This is a genomic window from Thiomicrorhabdus hydrogeniphila (assembly GCF_054656895.1).
Genome location: NZ_BAAHXL010000001.1, coordinates 1,953,238 through 1,969,701 on the forward strand (window position 1 = coordinate 1,953,238; position 16,464 = coordinate 1,969,701).

General features: G+C 37.4%; 13 protein-coding genes and 3 tRNA genes. 4 read left to right on the forward strand and 12 right to left on the reverse strand.

Translation table 11 applies throughout. The annotated features are described in order from the left end of the window. Nucleotides 1–2 precede the first annotated feature (2 nt). On the forward strand, nucleotides 3–1,829 hold the full coding sequence (gene atzF / locus ACYQ0E_RS08835) for an allophanate hydrolase (protein WP_460187868.1): 1,827 nt from the start codon (nucleotides 3–5) through the stop codon (nucleotides 1,827–1,829). Between the two features lie 36 nt (nucleotides 1,830–1,865). Here the strand turns inward: atzF and ACYQ0E_RS08840 are convergent, their stop codons facing one another. From ACYQ0E_RS08840 to ACYQ0E_RS08885, 10 genes are all read right to left on the reverse strand, one after another. Beyond that, nucleotides 1,866–2,228, reverse strand: coding sequence for an HIT family protein (locus tag ACYQ0E_RS08840; protein ID WP_460187869.1), 363 nt, complete (start codon nucleotides 2,226–2,228; stop codon nucleotides 1,866–1,868). A 460-nt stretch (nucleotides 2,229–2,688) separates the two neighbouring features. Continuing rightward, nucleotides 2,689–4,050 carry a type III glutamate--ammonia ligase gene (gene glnT, locus ACYQ0E_RS08845; RefSeq protein WP_460187870.1) on the reverse strand — a complete coding sequence of 454 codons (1,362 nt, stop codon included), beginning with the start codon at nucleotides 4,048–4,050 and terminating at the stop codon, nucleotides 2,689–2,691. A gap of 44 nt (nucleotides 4,051–4,094) precedes the next feature. Further along, nucleotides 4,095–4,865, reverse strand: coding sequence for a creatininase family protein (locus ACYQ0E_RS08850; protein WP_460187871.1), 771 nt, complete (start codon nucleotides 4,863–4,865; stop codon nucleotides 4,095–4,097). A gap of 269 nt (nucleotides 4,866–5,134) precedes the next feature. Beyond that, nucleotides 5,135–6,052 (reverse strand): DMT family transporter, encoded by a 918-nt coding sequence (locus tag ACYQ0E_RS08855; RefSeq protein WP_460187872.1) that lies wholly within the window; start codon nucleotides 6,050–6,052, stop codon nucleotides 5,135–5,137. Further along, entirely contained in the window at nucleotides 6,049–6,897 is an 849-nt protein-coding gene (locus ACYQ0E_RS08860) for a sugar phosphate isomerase/epimerase family protein (RefSeq protein WP_460187873.1), read from the reverse strand. Before ACYQ0E_RS08860 ends, ACYQ0E_RS08855 begins: the two co-directional genes overlap by 4 nt. A 106-nt stretch (nucleotides 6,898–7,003) precedes the next feature. Continuing rightward, nucleotides 7,004–8,017, reverse strand: a complete 1,014-nt coding sequence (locus ACYQ0E_RS08865) for a fatty acid desaturase (protein ID WP_460187874.1) — start codon at nucleotides 8,015–8,017, stop codon at nucleotides 7,004–7,006. Nucleotides 8,018–8,107: 90 nt separating this feature from the next. Continuing rightward, nucleotides 8,108–9,094: an ABC transporter substrate-binding protein gene (locus tag ACYQ0E_RS08870; RefSeq protein ID WP_460187875.1), complete on the reverse strand. Its 987-nt coding sequence runs from the start codon at nucleotides 9,092–9,094 to the stop codon at nucleotides 8,108–8,110. 326 nt (nucleotides 9,095–9,420) lie between these two features. Then, nucleotides 9,421–9,496, reverse strand: a tRNA-His gene (locus tag ACYQ0E_RS08875). 31 nt (nucleotides 9,497–9,527) lie between these two features. After that, nucleotides 9,528–9,604 (reverse strand) — tRNA-Arg (locus ACYQ0E_RS08880). Nucleotides 9,605–9,666: 62 nt separating this feature from the next. Then, nucleotides 9,667–9,743 (reverse strand) — tRNA-Pro (locus tag ACYQ0E_RS08885). Between the two features lie 273 nt (nucleotides 9,744–10,016). Between ACYQ0E_RS08885 and folD the strand changes: the two genes are divergently transcribed. Continuing rightward, nucleotides 10,017–10,880: a bifunctional methylenetetrahydrofolate dehydrogenase/methenyltetrahydrofolate cyclohydrolase FolD gene (gene folD, locus ACYQ0E_RS08890; protein ID WP_460187876.1), complete on the forward strand. Its 864-nt coding sequence runs from the start codon at nucleotides 10,017–10,019 to the stop codon at nucleotides 10,878–10,880. Between the two features lie 157 nt (nucleotides 10,881–11,037). On the opposite strand, the gene ACYQ0E_RS08895 is transcribed toward folD, so the two are convergent. Beyond that, entirely contained in the window at nucleotides 11,038–11,871 is an 834-nt protein-coding gene (locus tag ACYQ0E_RS08895) for an HDOD domain-containing protein (RefSeq protein WP_460187877.1), read from the reverse strand. Between the two features lie 287 nt (nucleotides 11,872–12,158). Further along, a complete protein-coding gene (locus ACYQ0E_RS08900) occupies nucleotides 12,159–12,908 on the reverse strand; it encodes an arylesterase (protein WP_460187878.1) in 750 nt (249 codons plus the stop codon). Here ACYQ0E_RS08900 and ACYQ0E_RS08905 point away from each other — a divergent pair. Both ACYQ0E_RS08905 and ACYQ0E_RS08910 read left to right on the forward strand, forming a co-directional pair. After that, complete coding sequence (locus ACYQ0E_RS08905) at nucleotides 12,864–13,604, forward strand: ABC transporter ATP-binding protein (RefSeq protein WP_460187879.1); 741 nt, start codon at nucleotides 12,864–12,866, stop codon at nucleotides 13,602–13,604. The two genes, ACYQ0E_RS08900 and ACYQ0E_RS08905, sit on opposite strands and share 45 nt — an antisense overlap. Further along, on the forward strand, nucleotides 13,597–16,089 hold the full coding sequence (locus tag ACYQ0E_RS08910) for an ABC transporter permease (RefSeq protein ID WP_460187880.1): 2,493 nt from the start codon (nucleotides 13,597–13,599) through the stop codon (nucleotides 16,087–16,089). The genes ACYQ0E_RS08905 and ACYQ0E_RS08910 overlap by 8 nt, the downstream gene beginning before the upstream one ends. Nucleotides 16,090–16,464: the final 375 nt, after the last annotated feature.

Consider the following 16,464-nt stretch of genomic DNA (forward strand, 5'->3'; position numbering starts at 1 on the left):
TCATGAAAGAACTTAATTTAACCCTACCTGCTCTAAAAAAGGCTTACGCAGATAAAACGCTTACACCTAGAGACGTTGTAAAAAACTTGCTCACAAAAGCGGAGAATTATGCAGACTATAATCTGTTTATTCACCTGCTTAATGAAGCGGAACTTGAACCCTATTTAAATCATCTTGAAAAGACAGAGCCTAACAGCCTACCTTTATGGGGTGTACCGTTTGTAATTAAAGATAATATTGATTTAGCCAATATCCCAACGACAGCGGCCTGCAAAGAATATGCTTATGTACCAAAAGAATCGGCAACAGTTGTACAAAAACTCATTAAAGCCGGAGCTATCCCAATCGCTAAAGCCAATATGGATCAATTTGCGACAGGCCTGGTAGGTACTCGTTCGCCTTATGGAGAGTGCCATAACGCCTTTGATTTTAATATGATTTCTGGTGGATCAAGCTCCGGTTCAGCCGTTTCTTTAGCGTTAAATTTATGCAGTTTCTCTTTAGGTACAGACACCGCTGGTTCTGGCCGAGTGCCCGCCGCCTTTAACAACCTAATTGGCCTAAAACCCTCTAAAGGTTTATTGAGTACCAAAGGCGTTGTGCCAGCAGTTCGCTCGCAAGATGTGGTGAGTATTTTTGCGTTAAATTCACAAGATGCGTATCAAGTATTTGATGTGGCAGCACAATTTGATCAAGAAGACGAGTTTAGCCGTAATGAAACCGAATTAACGCCTCCCGCTTGGCATGCAAAACCGATTATTGGTATTCCTGATACCGAAAGCCTGTTTTTTGATGGCGACACTCAAGCTCAACAAAACTTTACCGAGACGGTAAGCCGTTTAGAAAAACTCGGCTATCAAATTAAAACGGTGCCTTTTAACGCTTGGATAGAAACCGCCAAACTTTTATATGGTGGTGCATGGGTGGCAGAACGTTATTTGGCAATCGCAGACTTTTTTGATAAAAATGAATCGCTTATGGATTCAACCGTGGCAACCATTGTAGCGGGAGCAAAAAATCTATCTGCAGCCGATACTTACCAAGGAAGTTACGCATTACAAAAAGCTCAGCGAGAAACACAAATTTTGTGGCAACAGCATGGTATTGATTGCATGATGACGCCTACTACGCCATCTATTTATTCGATTGAAGCGCTAAAAGCAGACCCTATTGGCTTAAATTCAAAGTTAGGAACCTACACCAACTTTATGAATTTATTAGACTATGCGGCAATTGCTATGCCAACAGGATTTAGAAACGACACTCTACCAACAGGCGTGACCTTTTTTGCACCCGCAGGAACAGATAGAGCCTTATTACAATTAACCGATGAATTACATCCAACATTTGTAGAAGCTTCTGGCGCACGTTTTATAGAAGTACCGCAAGCGAATCCGATTCTATTTAAAAATGCACAAACGATTCCTTTAGCCGTAGTAGGTGCACATTTGGTTGGTTTTCCACTCAATAGTCAGTTGACTGAACGTGGAGCAACCTTATTAGAAACCACCCAAACCGCACCTAAATATACATTTTATGAATTAGCTGGAGGCCCTATTCTTAAACCAGGCCTGGTAAAACAGTCTAAAGAAGGTCAATCTATTGAAGTAGAAATTTGGAATATGCCAAAACAACATCTAGGCAGTTTTTTAGCCCTTATCCCTTCCCCTCTCGGTTTAGGAAAAGTAGAGCTAATTGATGGCCGACAAGTCGTAGGTTTTATTTGTGAACCTTATGGTTTACAAGGCGCCACCAATATTTCACATACAAGCGGTTGGCGTAATTGGATGAAACAACGCAGCTCTGCTAACTTATTAGAAATAGAATAATTTATATTATCTAAATCACAGTTTTTGTATCAATCCCTAATACCTCTGTTTTTCTGGAATTACGCCACGCACCCCGCCTTTGGGGTCTGGCATATCGTTTTTGTAGCGTGGAATGATGTGTATGTGTGCGTGGGGAATACTTTGACCAGCAACTTCTCCGCAATTTACGCCAATATTATATCCATCGGGCGTGTACTCTAAATCTAAATACATTTTAACTTTTTGAACCAAATCCATTGCATCAATCTGTTCTTGCTGACTCATATCAAACCAGGTTTCTACGTGTCTTTTGGGAATAACTAAAGTGTGTCCTTTTGAAACTGGATAAATATCAAAGCGTGCAATACAGGTTTCGTTTTCTAAATAAAACTCGCTGTTACAAAATGGGCATAGATTCACATTACATCCTAATATTTAAGGTTATATTTAGATTTACAAAGCAGGTTAAAGGTAAGCCATTATGCTAGTAATAATTGCAAAGATTTGATTCTACAATTTAGCAGGCCTGGTGTCATCCTTAAATAAATCAAGATAAATAATCCATAATAAATATAAAAACAATGGGTATTCTTAAAACATATCAACCCAATTTATCCTGTGCTCACAAAATAGTATGGCCACAGAGCATGCCAGGCCTGGTAAATTATAAGAATGTGCAAGTCTGCGTTATACGATTTTTGTTCATATCAATGAATCTGTTGTGCGAGGATTAAGAGTAAAACTAGATAGAAATAGATAGAAATAGTTAATAGAAATTCTGAAGTTAAAGATATTTAGATAAGATTTTTACATAAAAAATGCTTCAAAAAGGATTAGATAAACCCTTTTTGAAGCATTGGATAGTGAGAGTGCGTATTAATTAAAATAAGTGGCTGTAACGCTTAATTTCCCAAGCTGAAACGGTCTTGTGATACTCTTCCCATTCTTGCTTTTTGTATTTAATGAATTCGTTGCGTAACCCAGAACCAAGTACTTCTTCTACAAAAGGATCTGCTGCAAAGGCTTCAACGGCTTCGCCTAAGTTTTGCGGTAGGAATTCAATCCCTTTTTCCTGACGCTGTTCTTCGGTTAAATCGTATAGGTTCTCTTCTTGAGGTAGACCTGGATCTAGTTTTTCACGAATACCTTGTAGACCAGCGGCAAGAACAAGCGTTGCTGCAAGATATGGGTTAACAGATCCATCGGCATTACGTGATTCAAAACGTCCGCCACCCATTGGTACACGTACTGAGTTGGTACGGTTGTTTGAACCAAACGAGTTAAATACAGGCGCCCATGAGAAGGTAGCCATATCACCTTGACGTAATAGACGTTTATAACTATTTACCGTTGGTGAAAATACGGCACATAATGCTGGACCGTGTTTAATGACACCAGCAATAAACTGATACCCTATTTCCGTTAATCCTAAGCCGCGAGGATCGTCTTTTGGATCGCATTTAAAGACGTTTTCGCCCGTTTCTTTATCAAATAAAGACATATTAAAGTGTGCGCCGTTACCGGTTTTATCTGCAAATGGTTTAGGCATAAATGTGGCCAGTAACCCTTCTTCTTTGGCGTAATGTTTTGCCATATAACGGAAGAAGATAAAGCGATCACACATAGTTAATGCATCGCTGTATTGAAAATCGAATTCATACTGACCATTTGCATCCTCATGGTCTAGTGAATATAGATCCCAGCCTAAATCATTAATGGTGGTGGCCATTTTATCAATCCATTCAAAACGATTCATAAAGCTTTGAACGTCATAACAAGGTTTGACTAATTTATCGTCTGGATCTGGAACAGATAAACTTCCGTCTGCTTCTTCTTTTAATACAAAGAGTTCACACTCAATTCCTAAGTTAAAACCAAAGCCCATCTCTTCTGCTTCAGCCAAAACCTTTTTTAAGGCAACACGTGTACTGATTTCATACGGTTCGCCATGTAATGTATTGTCAGCCGCCATCCATAAAACTTCAGGCTGCCACGGTAATTGAATGGCGCTGTTTAAGTCTGGAACAGATGCAATTTCATCTTCATTAGGCATTTGCCCTAAACCATCTAAAGCATAACCTGTATAAAGTTCAGATCCTTTAACCATGTGTCCTAAATGATCAATCGGTACAAACTTACCCTTTGGAATACCGTGAATATCCACATAGGCACCCAAACAGTATTTAACACCTTTAGATTTTAAATCTGATTGCATCTCTTTAACATCAATACCACTATTCATTTTAATCTCCTAAATAAACTATTTAATTGTTTTAATCGTTGTTGTTAATCGTTGTCTTGTAATGTTGTGTGATAGGAATATGGCAATGGTGGTTGCTCTATCATTCCCTTTCTAATAACGTCAGCTAAATCTTGTTTCATCCAGCTAAAAAGTTCTTTTCCTTTGTCTTCGGTGGCCAAGCTTGGTTTACCTGTTACGCCATTTAAACTGGTGTGATTAACAGGGTGTGAAAACACACAGCCTTCGGTTCTGTCAGGGTCATCACTGTCTTTTAATTTTTCTGGGCGCACTATTTCAGGTGCGATTGCCATCATTAGCGATGTTTCGGCTTCATTAGCGTGCCAATCATAAGCATCTTCAAAATGACGATCTTTAACACGTTCACTCACTGTTGCTGAATTGATAATGGCAACCATCAAGTCATCATGTTCGGCACGTAACATTTCTAATGCACAACGTAATGGAGCAAAATTAGAAACATGGCTATTTAAAATAAAGAAACGTTTAATACCGCTGTATGCAACCCAGTCACCTATTTCTTTAACCACATCGATCATCGTTTTAGGCTGTAAGGCAATGGTGCCTGGCCATCTTTTAGAATGTCCGATAGAGCAACCATAAGGTAAAGTTGGAAGCACCGCGATATCTGTTAAATCCCCTGCCTCTTTTGCTAATTGGTCAGCAATTTCAGAATCCATTCCACAGCCTAAATGGGGGCCATGCTGTTCAGTTGCACCAATCGGTAACAACGCGGCAGCTGTTTCTAATTTGCTAAACTCAGCCACTTCTTGCCAAGTCATTTGATGCCACTGCATAAGTATTCCTTTTTAATTAAAATCCCTAGGCACTTAAGTTGTTTACTCAATTCAACAAAGTTACGCAGTGCCATAGGTTTTACTTAATGAGTAATAATCAAAATAGCTAAACCTTAATAGGAAGATTACTTTTAAAATTATTACGTTTATCATAAATCGTAATACCTATAAAACACATTAAAGACCAAGATATTTATTAATATTAATTTTCAATAACTTAAGTAAAAAATAGGGTAAAACACACTATTTTATAGAGAATAAATAGAACCTTATTGGTGTGATTCGGCTCCATTTTGGGGCAAAGACTCGGTTTCATTTTCTTGAGAACGAGTTTCTAAGAAGGCAGCAAACAAAATAAATCCACCGCCCAGCAATTCAAGCCCTTGTAAAGTTTCACCCAAAATAATACTGGCTGAAACCACTGCGGTGATTAATTCTAGAATAAGAATAATGGATGATTTTCCAGATTCCATTTTCGTAACAGCCCATTGAGTGCCTAAATTGGCCAAGACCATCCAAATAGCACCATAACCCAATAAGACTAACCAGGCATTGACAGACACATTTGGAATTAAGACTTCTTGTTGCTGAATAACAACCAAAAATGCAAGCAGTACAGAACCTAAAAACATAAATGGCAACATCAACATAACAGGTACTTTTGGTGATGCTCTAAAAACAATATTATTCATAGCAAATAAAAAACCAGACAATAAGGCTAAAGCATCAAGCCATGAGGGTGGAGAAACAAAGGCGTTCATACCACCAACAACTAAAAATGCACCAACAACCGAAAGCCCCATTCCAAACCAGCGTAAGGGAGTTATTTTTTCCCCAAGAAAAATACGTCCGCCTATCACACCCCATAATGGCACCATATAGAACAACACCATTGTCCTAATAACATCGCCATAAATCATTGAGGTATTAAAAGCCAACTGCGCTCCGCCACCAAACAAAGCAACACCAAGCAATACTGGCCAAGATTTAATAATCTCTGCTCTAAACTTATAAACAAAAGGTATAAAAACAACAAACATCACTAAATACACAAATAAAGTAATAGGCACACCACTAAACCCTAACTCTTCCATATACTTAAGAGGCAACCATGCTAGCCCCCATAAAAGAGAAGCCATTGCTAAGACAACAAAAGCTGACTGCGGGGTTTTTAATTGTTGACTCATAAGGTCGCTCCCATAAAAGCATCAAAATGAGAACGCTGCGAATGATTCATCCAACAATTTACCTTCCATATATCTACTACAGGTTGCTGTGTATATGGTTGTAAATGGCAATAGCCATCCGGGCCAAACTCTGGAGTCATTGTTGTTATCTCTCTACCTTGATTAATCTGATGTGTCCAAAATAACTGCCAGATTCTTTCATGAGAAGCCAAAGCCTCACTGTATTCTGCCGCAGCTGGATCTGGTACCTGCGGGCCTTGGTCATAGCCTACACGGCCATGAATATGAAAAACATTGTTTGCAATGGCTTGCATAGTTTCTATTTCTGAATCCATTAGTCTTTCACAAACCACACACCAGTGGCTTATATCTACTGTTAGCTTTATATCTGGCAAAACTTCAACCATTCGCAATGTTATCCAAGGTGTAAATAAACTACGACTACGATGCGTTTCAAAACTTAAAATAATATTGCGCTCTTTAGCCAAGTCCATAGCTTTACTAAAAAATTCAATATTCGTACTTTCAGACCATGCATCACAGCCTGTAATGGCAGTAGCAAACAGTGGATTTAAAGGTAAAGAATTATCTAGTTGCCAAGCCAAATCATCTAAATGCTGCTGCATGCTCCATTGTCTGTTTGGCACATAGTCCCCCCCGGTAACCACTTCAGCAACATATTGGCAATGATTATCAGACATGGCATCTAACCATAATAAACGTTCTTTTTGTTTACTAGGAGCGCGCCCTTCAATCCCATCAAATTGTGCTAATCGCGCCTGTTCACAGGCCTCATAAATGGATAGCTGATTGCCCCACAAGGTTTTAAAGGTCGATAATTTCATGATAACTACTCGTATGGATTTGGAAAGATATTCTGCTTTTGCAAAAAAATAATTATGATTTGAATACTTTATTTTGTGGCATTCAATACCTGCTTTTTACTTCAATTTAATGCGCTGTTAAAAATGAGACTCCATCCACACCAATAAAAGATTCGCCTTCATCTTTTTTAACAGGCAAATCAATTGGGTCTCCATTTAAAATACGGGGTATACGGTATTTATGAAAGCTTTTCATTAAATGTTTAAAAGTAAGAACTTGCTGATAATCGGCATCAAACATCTCTTGATGGAGTTTAGGTAAACGATACCAAGGTTGTAGCTGTTGTTGATGATGCACATTGTGATAGCAAAAATTCAACACCAATAAATTAACCCATGAGTAACGAGCCGAAAGCAAGTTTGAATAGGTATTATGTTCTTCAAACGTTCTGTCTCGTAAACGAGCCTCCGGCCCTCTAGCGGAATCTAACGTTTCGTAAATTTCATAGGTATGCTGATGCACATCCATAAAACGCATAACCGTTAAAAACAGCATATAAGCCAATGGGTATAACCATAAAACATGCAAAGAAATGTTTGCTAAAAATACAAAAAACGCCATTCTTAAAAAGAGCACACTAACAACTCTTAAGCGACGCTGTTTACGATTTGTTTTTACAAACGGCAGAATAATTACCAATAGATGCATAAACACCTCTAAAGCGGGAATATAAAACCACTCTAGCGTTTGTAAAATCTTGAGAAAAATAGGATGTTTGGCCAAAACAGGTCTAAAGTCAAATGACACTATATCTGCCCTATCTGAGTGATGACGGTTATGTTTATTCAAAATATCATCATAATTAGAATAACTATTCCCAGTTATCCACAGCATAGCTTCAGCAAACCATCGGTTATATTGTTTCGCTTTAAAAATACTTAAATGTGCGGCTTCATGAATCAAATAAGCGGCTATCACCATTGCATGTGCTAAAGCAACAATCCCTAAAAGATTCATCCACAAAGCTTCAGACAAAATCAGTAAAAAGCCACCAATATATAGCAGTAAAACATAACTTACTGCAACTATCGTTGGCCAAAATGCATCATTATGACGAAAAAGATTTGTCGCTAAAGACATAAAAGACTCCTTACATAGCTGTAAGAAAATAGAAATAAAAAAACAGCCTTCAAATGAAGGCTGTTTATCGTTATGTAAAGACTTTAAAAACTACATGCCTTCAGTAATGCTTCCATCAAAATAAGCGTTAACATCTTGAGGTGCGTCATACACTTTATTGGCAACATTAAAATCATCCGACACTTTAGAAGAGCCGTAAATAGAATCTAAACCTGGGCCTTTTTTATAAGCTGATTTGGCTTCATCTAACGTAAGTAACTTAGTACCTTTCAATAAAGGAGCATATTCTTCAGGAGTTAAGCCAACACGTGATGCCATGATTTTAAGCGCATCGCCTTGTGTTTTAGGATCATTAATATAATCAACGACTCTATACCAAACCTTAACTACTTTTTCCCAGTCCGCATGACGTGCAGCTAAACTTGCAGGATTTACAGCTAAACCATCATAAATAATCCCTTTTTTGTCGGCTGAAGTAAAAGCCGCTTTTGAACCTGCAACCATTTTTAATGCCTGACCAGAGTTTGGCTGCCACGCAACAATTGCAGAAACCTCACCCGAAGCTAGTACCTGCGGTGTTTCATTAGTTGGTACATTTACCAATGTCACATCAGATTCTGATAACCCGTTTTCTTCTAACGCTGTTAATAGCAATAAGTGTCCAACAAAGCCAATTTCTACACCAACTTTTTTACCTTTTAAATCTTTAATTGATTCAATACCAGGCTGAACTACCACCATATCATTACCATTAGAATAATCATTAAGTGCAATTGTGACACTTGGTGCACCTGTTGATCCTGTAACTAATGCGTCACCATTTGTCATAGTAACCGCGTCTAATTGGCCCGCTGCAAAAGCATCCATTGATGCAACATAATCAAACCACTCAAACTGAACATCTACACCAGCTTCTTTAAACCATTTTTTATCTACTGCAACTTCCCATGCAACCCAACCAGGCCAATCGCTATAACCGATCTTTAAAGGTTCTGCGGCATTTGCTTGCCAGCTCATCGCTGTTAAAGCCAAACCGGCAACTAATCCAAACGTTTTAGAGACTATCTTAGACTTCATCTTACTACTCCAGTATTACTATTTTAAAAAAGGGTAATAACATATAAGCAAAAGAAGTACCAAGATTGTTTATAGACGTTTTAATAGGGATTTAATAAAAAATAGACTGTAAAAATACGTTTTAATTGCACCAACAATTAACAATAAGTTCAGTTAGAGTGCACTTTATAGATAAAAAGAAAGCAAAAAAGAGGTAAAGAATAGGATTAAATTAAAACTAGTCAGTAAAATATAGAAATAGATATAAATAAGAAATTCTCTATAAAAACGCTAAAAAAAGCCTAAATTAAGAACATTTAAACATAAAGACATTTATAGAAAAAAAGTGGGGCGAATGACGGGGATCGAACCCGCGACAACCGGAATCACAATCCGGGGCTCTACCAACTGAGCTACATCCGCCATAGATGGCGTGATGAACACACCAAAAATATGGTGCGCCCATCAGGATTCGAACCTGAAACCCTCGCCTTAGAAGGGCGATGCTCTATCCAGTTGAGCTATGGGCGCGTTATCGAACCTTTTGACTATTGAACTGAAAATGTGACCATTGTTCAATTCAATAAAGAATATGGTCGGAGTGGAGGGATTTGAACCCCCGACCACCTGTACCCAAAACAGGTGCGCTACCAAGCTGCGCTACACTCCGTAAGATGGGGCGTATTGTATAGGCGAGCCCTTATGCTGTCAACAACAAACATGAATATTTTTTAGTTTTTTATGATTTATTTTTAGTTTCATTTTCCTTCAATAATCTCTTTAATGCTAACCCATTGATTCTTATTTAAAGTCTACCTTTTTATGCAACTTTAATAACTGTGAGTAACTTTTATTATAAGCAATACGAATGATTCTAGATTCATTGACGCTTAAAATCGGTTATGATATTAGTCAATTTTTCTTATGTAGGGTGATAAAAACAATGTCTGCACAAATTTTAGATGGTAAGGCTATTGCAGCCGAACTACGTGATTCAATTCAAAAAGAAGTTGAGAAACAAGTTGCTTTAGGTAAAAAACCACCAGGGCTAGCCGTTATTATGGTGGGTGAAGACCCCGCTTCTCAAGTTTATGTTCGTAATAAAAAAATCGCTTGTCAAAAAGCGGGCTTTAATGATGTGTCTGAAGTTTTGCCTGCAGAAACCTCACAAGCAGAAGTATTGGCTTTAATAGATAAATTAAATGCCGACGAGAATGTTCACGGTATTATTGTTCAGTTACCTGTACCTGATCATATTGATCCAGAAGAAATTATTGAACGTATTCACCCGTGTAAAGATGTAGATGGCTTTCACCCGTACAACGTTGGTCGTTTAGCTACTCGCATGCCACAATTAGCGCCATGTACCCCACATGGTGTAATGACTATGTTGGCCAAAACAGGCATTCCATTACGTGGTTTAAATGCGGTTGTCGTTGGGGCTTCTAATATTGTGGGTGTTCCGATGACGTTAGAACTTTTAAATGAACGTGCAACAGTCACCGTTTGCCATAGTGCAACGAAAGACTTACCTAAAAAAGTCTCTGAAGCGGATTTAGTGGTTGTGGGTGTTGGTATACCAAATATGGTTAAGGGTGAATGGATTAAGGATGGCGCGATTGTCATTGATGTAGGTATTAACCGTATGGACGATGGCACACTTTGCGGTGATGTTGAGTATGATATAGCCAAAGAACGTGCTAGTTGGATAACACCTGTACCAGGTGGTGTTGGCCCTATGACGATTGCCACTTTATTAGAAAACACAATGCAAGTGGCGTATCACTTAGATTGTAAGTTAAAATAATATTTACGTCATTTTTAGAGCTAAAAATAAAAAAGAGCGTGTTTTATTTAAAACACGCTCTTTTTTTATGCTTTGTTTGTAAGTAAGTGTAATTTAGTTTTACCAGGCCTGGTATACCCTATTCCCACAAAATCCGTTAAGCAGTATAGTTAACTATTTAGTCTTTAAAGTTATATGACATCAATGCGGTTCTAATATCTGAAACCACTTCGTCATCAATCATAAGTTCTTGCAAACCGTCACTTTCATAGTCACGCATTTCTTCGCTTCGGTAAACACCCAATGAAATTTCAGAAACAATGGCATTAGCCACTTTAATCATCGCCACCATAGCTCTAACTCGATCATTTTTAATACGTTCACATTTATCATTATGATGAAGCATAATGGCATTAAGCATATTAACTGGCAAATGCCATTTTTGACCAATTAGAACACCAATCATGGCGTGATTTGAACCAAAAGCTTCTTCTTCTTTTTTAATGATACTCACAGGTTTAGACATGGAGTCTCTAAATAATCCCTTATAAACATCTTCATTTTTGGCGGCTAACATCATTGCACCAACATTATGAAATAACCCAAGCATATAGGCTTCATCTCTTGTTATACCGTCTACCCACTCAGATAAATCAGACATACAAAAAGCCACATCAACACTGTGATCCATAATATCTTTAGATAAACCCTTACTACCAAACATGTTTTTGATTGCTGCAGCAACCAATAGATTAGCAATATTGTTAAAGCCCATTACATTTACGGCATCTCTAATAGAGGCAACAGGTTCTTTTAATTTAACAACAGGAGAGTTAACCAAACGCATTAACTCACCCGAAAGCGTTGTATTTTTTGAAATAATCTCTGCAACATTAGCCATGCTGGCAAATTTACTTGAGACCTCTTTGTCTAGCTCAATAATTTCTTCAGGCAATTCAGGAATTTTATGTCCTTGAATCGCTTTGATTGCCTGGCGTAGTTTGTTTTGCATTAGGAGTAAATCACTCTAGTTTAATAATAGTTCGTAAAACGGCAAGTTTTCACAGAATCGTTATAGCTTTTAGCCATTTTTAGACGATACATAAATCAGTTATTGATGCATCACCACATTTTATTTTGGTTCATTTCTAAAATAACGACCGTTTGGTGAAATTAGTGAACGTAAATAGCAAAATCAATTTAACATTTCGCTTTATTTAGTCATTATAAAACAAACGATTAAAAATACGCAGAAACTATCTCTTTATTAGTTTGTTCTTAGTCAATTTTTTAACAAATTTACTTTTTAAGATTACTTAAAGAATCCTCTAAAACAGGTTTGAGCAAATTAAATATTCTCTGGGCAATAATGGGTTGCGCTTTAGCATTTGGGTGTAACCCGTCCATTTGCATTAAATCAGGCTCTAATGCAACGGGCTCGATAAAAAAAGCGTCAAAAGTGAGATTGTTCTTTTGAGCTAAATCTTCATACATTTTTTTAAAAAGTCCGTCATACGCTGGTCCATAATTGGTGGGTAATTGAATACCAAGCAATATCACTTTACATTGAGGATTCACTTTTACACACGCGTCAATCATCTCCTGCAAATTTTGCTGAGTCACCGTTAGATTTTGACCTCTAAGAGCGTCATTAGCACCCAACTCTAAAATCATCCAACGAGGTTTTACTTTTTGTAACAGTGCCGGTAATCTTTGCACGCCACCAGAGGTGGTTTCGCCGCTAATACTGCCGTTAACAATATGAATGGGTGAAATCTTATTTTGTAAAAGCGTTACCCAACCATCTTTAACATCAATACCATAAGCCGCACTTAAACTATCCCCCATAACTAGCAACTTACCAGGCCTAGTAAATTCATTTTTATTTATATTTTTATCGGCTGTTTGACCTTGCGATTGGGCAACGCTTAGACTAGGATGAAAAATCAAACCAATACTTAACGTAAGCAATAAGAGAAGCTTAAATAAATGAATACCAATGGCATGACCAATAAACTTGACTGCGTGATTGAACTGCAAAATGTGCATTACCAGATTCCTTCCGATTCTGAGGTGTTAGATATCATAAAAGCCTGCGACTTAAGTGTCCAGCCTCAAGAAATTATTGCCATTGTTGGACGTTCTGGCTCAGGTAAATCAACCCTACTCTCTTTAATGGCTGGGCTTGAATTGCCCACATCAGGCAAAGTAGGTTTACTTGGTCATAATATTGAGCATTTTTCTGAGGATGAACGCGCAAAAATCAGAGCCCAACAAGTAGGGTTTATTTTTCAAAACTTTCAACTTATGCCCAGTATGACAGCTTTAGAAAATGTATTAATGCCTTTAGAGCTGTTTCAAATTGATAATGCCTATGAAAAAGCCCATAAAGCCCTTGAACAAGTAGGCTTGCAACACCGTGCAAACCACCGACCAGCAGAATTATCTGGCGGTGAACAACAACGTGTGGCTATTGCTAGAGCGTTTGTCACCGAACCTACCGTATTATTTGCCGATGAACCAACAGGCAACTTAGATGAAGAAACCGCAGAACAAATTCAGGCTCTACTTTTTGAACTTAATCGTAATTTAAAAACGACGTTAATACTGGTTACACATGACTCAGAATTAGCGCAACGCTGTCAAAAAGTGTATCACCTACACAATGGTCAACTTATAGAACAAAACCTCGCAGAAAATAATTGTGCTGAACAAACGAAAGAGATGGATAAATCAGATGTTTAAATCTATTCAGTACGAGGCCGTTACCGCATCAAAATGGTTTATTAGAAGTCTAAAAAAAGGTGATTGGATATGGTTAATTATTGCTGTCATTATCGCCAGTACAACGGTTACTGTTGTTAAACAACTCGGTGAAACCGTACAGCAAAGTATGTTGCGCAAAGCATCCGAATCTTTGGGTGCTGATTACGTTATTCAAAGCTCTAGACCAATAGATCATAAATGGCAAGAACAAGCCCAAAATCTAGGGTTAAAAACATCACAAAGTGTTTCTGTTGTGACTATGGCTTTGGCAAAAAATACGCTAGGACAACAAAGTTTTCAATTAGTGCAGCTTACAGGGCTCTCTACCCCAGAACCTCTAAGAGGTAAATTAACGTCAAATTCAATATTGCCATTTACACCATTAACAGAGGATGGAGTTTGGATAGAACCTAAACTGCTGTCACTCATGCAAATTAATGACCAGGCTACTCTTACCTTAGGCACTAAAACTTTTAAGCTAAATGGAGCAATTGAAAGTTCACAAACGGTTAGTCCAATGGCGGGGTTTGCACCACACGTTTGGATGCCGTTAGAACAACTTAATCAAATTAAATTAATAGGGCCTGGTAGCCGTGTAACCTATAAGTTGAGTGTTGCAGGTGATGAAAAAGCGTTAAATACGTTTGCCAAACAAGTTTCAAAAAATAAACCTTCTGCATGGCAAGTTTTGTCCGCCAAAGCCCCTTCTGAAGATTTAGGTAACTCACTTGAAACCGCTTGGTTATTTTTAGATTTATCAGCTTTATCGGCTATTTTAGTGGCGGGTATGTCTATTTTAATTGCTAGCCGATTTTACTTAACGCGCTGGAAAAATAGCATGGCATTAATGCGGGCTTTTGGTGCAAGTAATGGAAAAATGACACGACTTTTTGCTTTTCAATTAAGTTGGATAGCCATTTTTAGTAGTGCCATCGGTTCGGGTTTAGGCTATGTTATATCGGTGCTTGCGCAACCCTATTTGGCAAACTTTTTTACCCCATTAGTTATTCCAAATCCCACTCTTGCCCTTTCAGTTGGTTTTTTTAGTGGTATTTTGGTACTTTGGACATTTGCCTGGCAGGCCTTTCAAAGTGCGGTAAAAACACCACCCATTCAAATTTTAAAATCTGTTCCTTCGCAAACGGGTTATTTACATTGGTTTATTAGTTTCTTTTTACTATTAGCCTTAGTCAGTTTAATGCTTAATATTCAAACTTTGGTGTGGATTGTGGCAGGCATAATTGTCTTTAGTCTTTTACTGTTTTTGGCTTCATTGGCTTTGCTTAAATTACTTAATGTATTACAGTCTTACAGTCGAGGCTGGTTCAAAATTGCCCTGTCTAATTTAAATAAAGAACCAGGTCTGGTACAAATTCAGCTGGTATCGGTAGGCATGGTTTTATTTGTATTAATGTTAATGACTTTTGTACGCCAAGACTTACTTTACAATTGGCAAGCATCTTTACCGCAAGACACACCCAATGCGTTTGTGATTAATATTCAACCCAATCAAAAAGAAAATGTAGATCAATTACTTAAAGGTATTCCAAATAAAACCGAAGCACCTATGGCCAGAGGTAGGCTAACTCAAATTAATAACAAACCATTGTTAGCAGAACAGCAAACCAATGAAAGAGCAAAACGTTTATTAGATAGAGAAGCAAATGTAGCGGTAATGAACTTCCTACCGAAACACAATGTAATTACTGATCAAATTAAAGCAAATCCAAACAAGCCTTGGGTATCTGTTGAACAAGGTATGGCTGAGCTTTTTCATATTAAACTGGGGGATGAACTCACATTTAATTTTGCTGGCCAACAATATCAGTATCAAGTAACCAGTTTTAGAAAAGTAGATTGGCAGAGTTTTCAGCTTAACTTCTTTTTTATTGTTGAACCAAAAGAAGATAGAATTTTACCTATCTCGTATTTGAGTAACTTCTATTTAGCTGAACATAAACACACCAACGTATCAGAACTTACTAAACAATTAGCCACACAATCGCCAGGTGTTTTATTGATTGATGTGCGTAAAATCATGTTACAAATTCAACAAATTATGACACAAGCAAGCTGGGCTGTCTCTGCACTGTACGCCTTTACTTTACTGGCCAGTATTGCCGTTTTATTTACCGCAACCATTGCTAGCCAACAGTCACGAGTTCAAAGTTGGTTACTGCTTAGAACCATTGGAGCTCAAAATAAAGAGATTATAAAAATCGGCTTAACAGAATTTGCCTTTTTGGGTGGTTTAGCAGGCATTTTAGCGGCTAGTTTTGCACAAATAGCCAGCGTATTAATCAGCATCTACCTTTTAAAAAGCAGTCCTTCTTTTGATCTATATTTATGGTTATTAAGCATTGTAATTGGAAGCGGATTATTTCTTTTAATCGGTCTAATCACACAATGGAACTACATTAAACATAGCCCACAAACCTTAAAAAAATACCTTTCTAATAATTAAAAAACAGATTTAAAAAACCCACCTAATGAAACATAAAATAACTAACGCCATTACCTACTCTTAGTAAAGGCGTTTATAAAGACGTGTATAAAGGCGCAAATACTCAATCTCTTATAAAATTTCTTGTGCCGATACCAATTAAAAGCCACCAAAATACAGTATTGGCTATTTAATCTATAAAATAAAACGCTGTATCTTTGAATAGTATCTAGTTGAACAGCTACACCCTTTTTATACATTTGTTTATAGCGTTTATTGAAATAAACCTACTCACAAATAATATAAAACATAACCAATTTTTCTAATTTTATTTTCATATATTAAAGCCAACCTAATGATTTTATATAAAATAAATTTGCATTAACCACTCTTTAG

What these genes read in the sequence shown, in the direction of transcription:
- atzF (WP_460187868.1), top strand. Translation starts at nt 3, where the DNA reads ATGAAAGAACTTAATTTAACCCTACCTGCTCTAAAAAAGGCTTACGCA.
- glnT (WP_460187870.1), bottom strand. Translation starts at nt 4,050, where the DNA reads ATGAATAGTGGTATTGATGTTAAAGAGATGCAATCAGATTTAAAATCT.
- ACYQ0E_RS08850 (WP_460187871.1), bottom strand. Translation starts at nt 4,865, where the DNA reads ATGCAGTGGCATCAAATGACTTGGCAAGAAGTGGCTGAGTTTAGCAAA.
- ACYQ0E_RS08855 (WP_460187872.1), bottom strand. Translation starts at nt 6,052, where the DNA reads ATGAGTCAACAATTAAAAACCCCGCAGTCAGCTTTTGTTGTCTTAGCA.
- ACYQ0E_RS08860 (WP_460187873.1), bottom strand. Translation starts at nt 6,897, where the DNA reads ATGAAATTATCGACCTTTAAAACCTTGTGGGGCAATCAGCTATCCATT.
- ACYQ0E_RS08865 (WP_460187874.1), bottom strand. Translation starts at nt 8,017, where the DNA reads ATGTCTTTAGCGACAAATCTTTTTCGTCATAATGATGCATTTTGGCCA.
- ACYQ0E_RS08870 (WP_460187875.1), bottom strand. Translation starts at nt 9,094, where the DNA reads ATGAAGTCTAAGATAGTCTCTAAAACGTTTGGATTAGTTGCCGGTTTG.
- folD (WP_460187876.1), top strand. Translation starts at nt 10,017, where the DNA reads ATGTCTGCACAAATTTTAGATGGTAAGGCTATTGCAGCCGAACTACGT.
- ACYQ0E_RS08895 (WP_460187877.1), bottom strand. Translation starts at nt 11,871, where the DNA reads ATGCAAAACAAACTACGCCAGGCAATCAAAGCGATTCAAGGACATAAA.
- ACYQ0E_RS08905 (WP_460187879.1), top strand. Translation starts at nt 12,864, where the DNA reads ATGACCAATAAACTTGACTGCGTGATTGAACTGCAAAATGTGCATTAC.
- ACYQ0E_RS08900 (WP_460187878.1), bottom strand. Translation starts at nt 12,908, where the DNA reads ATGCACATTTTGCAGTTCAATCACGCAGTCAAGTTTATTGGTCATGCC.
- ACYQ0E_RS08910 (WP_460187880.1), top strand. Translation starts at nt 13,597, where the DNA reads ATGTTTAAATCTATTCAGTACGAGGCCGTTACCGCATCAAAATGGTTT.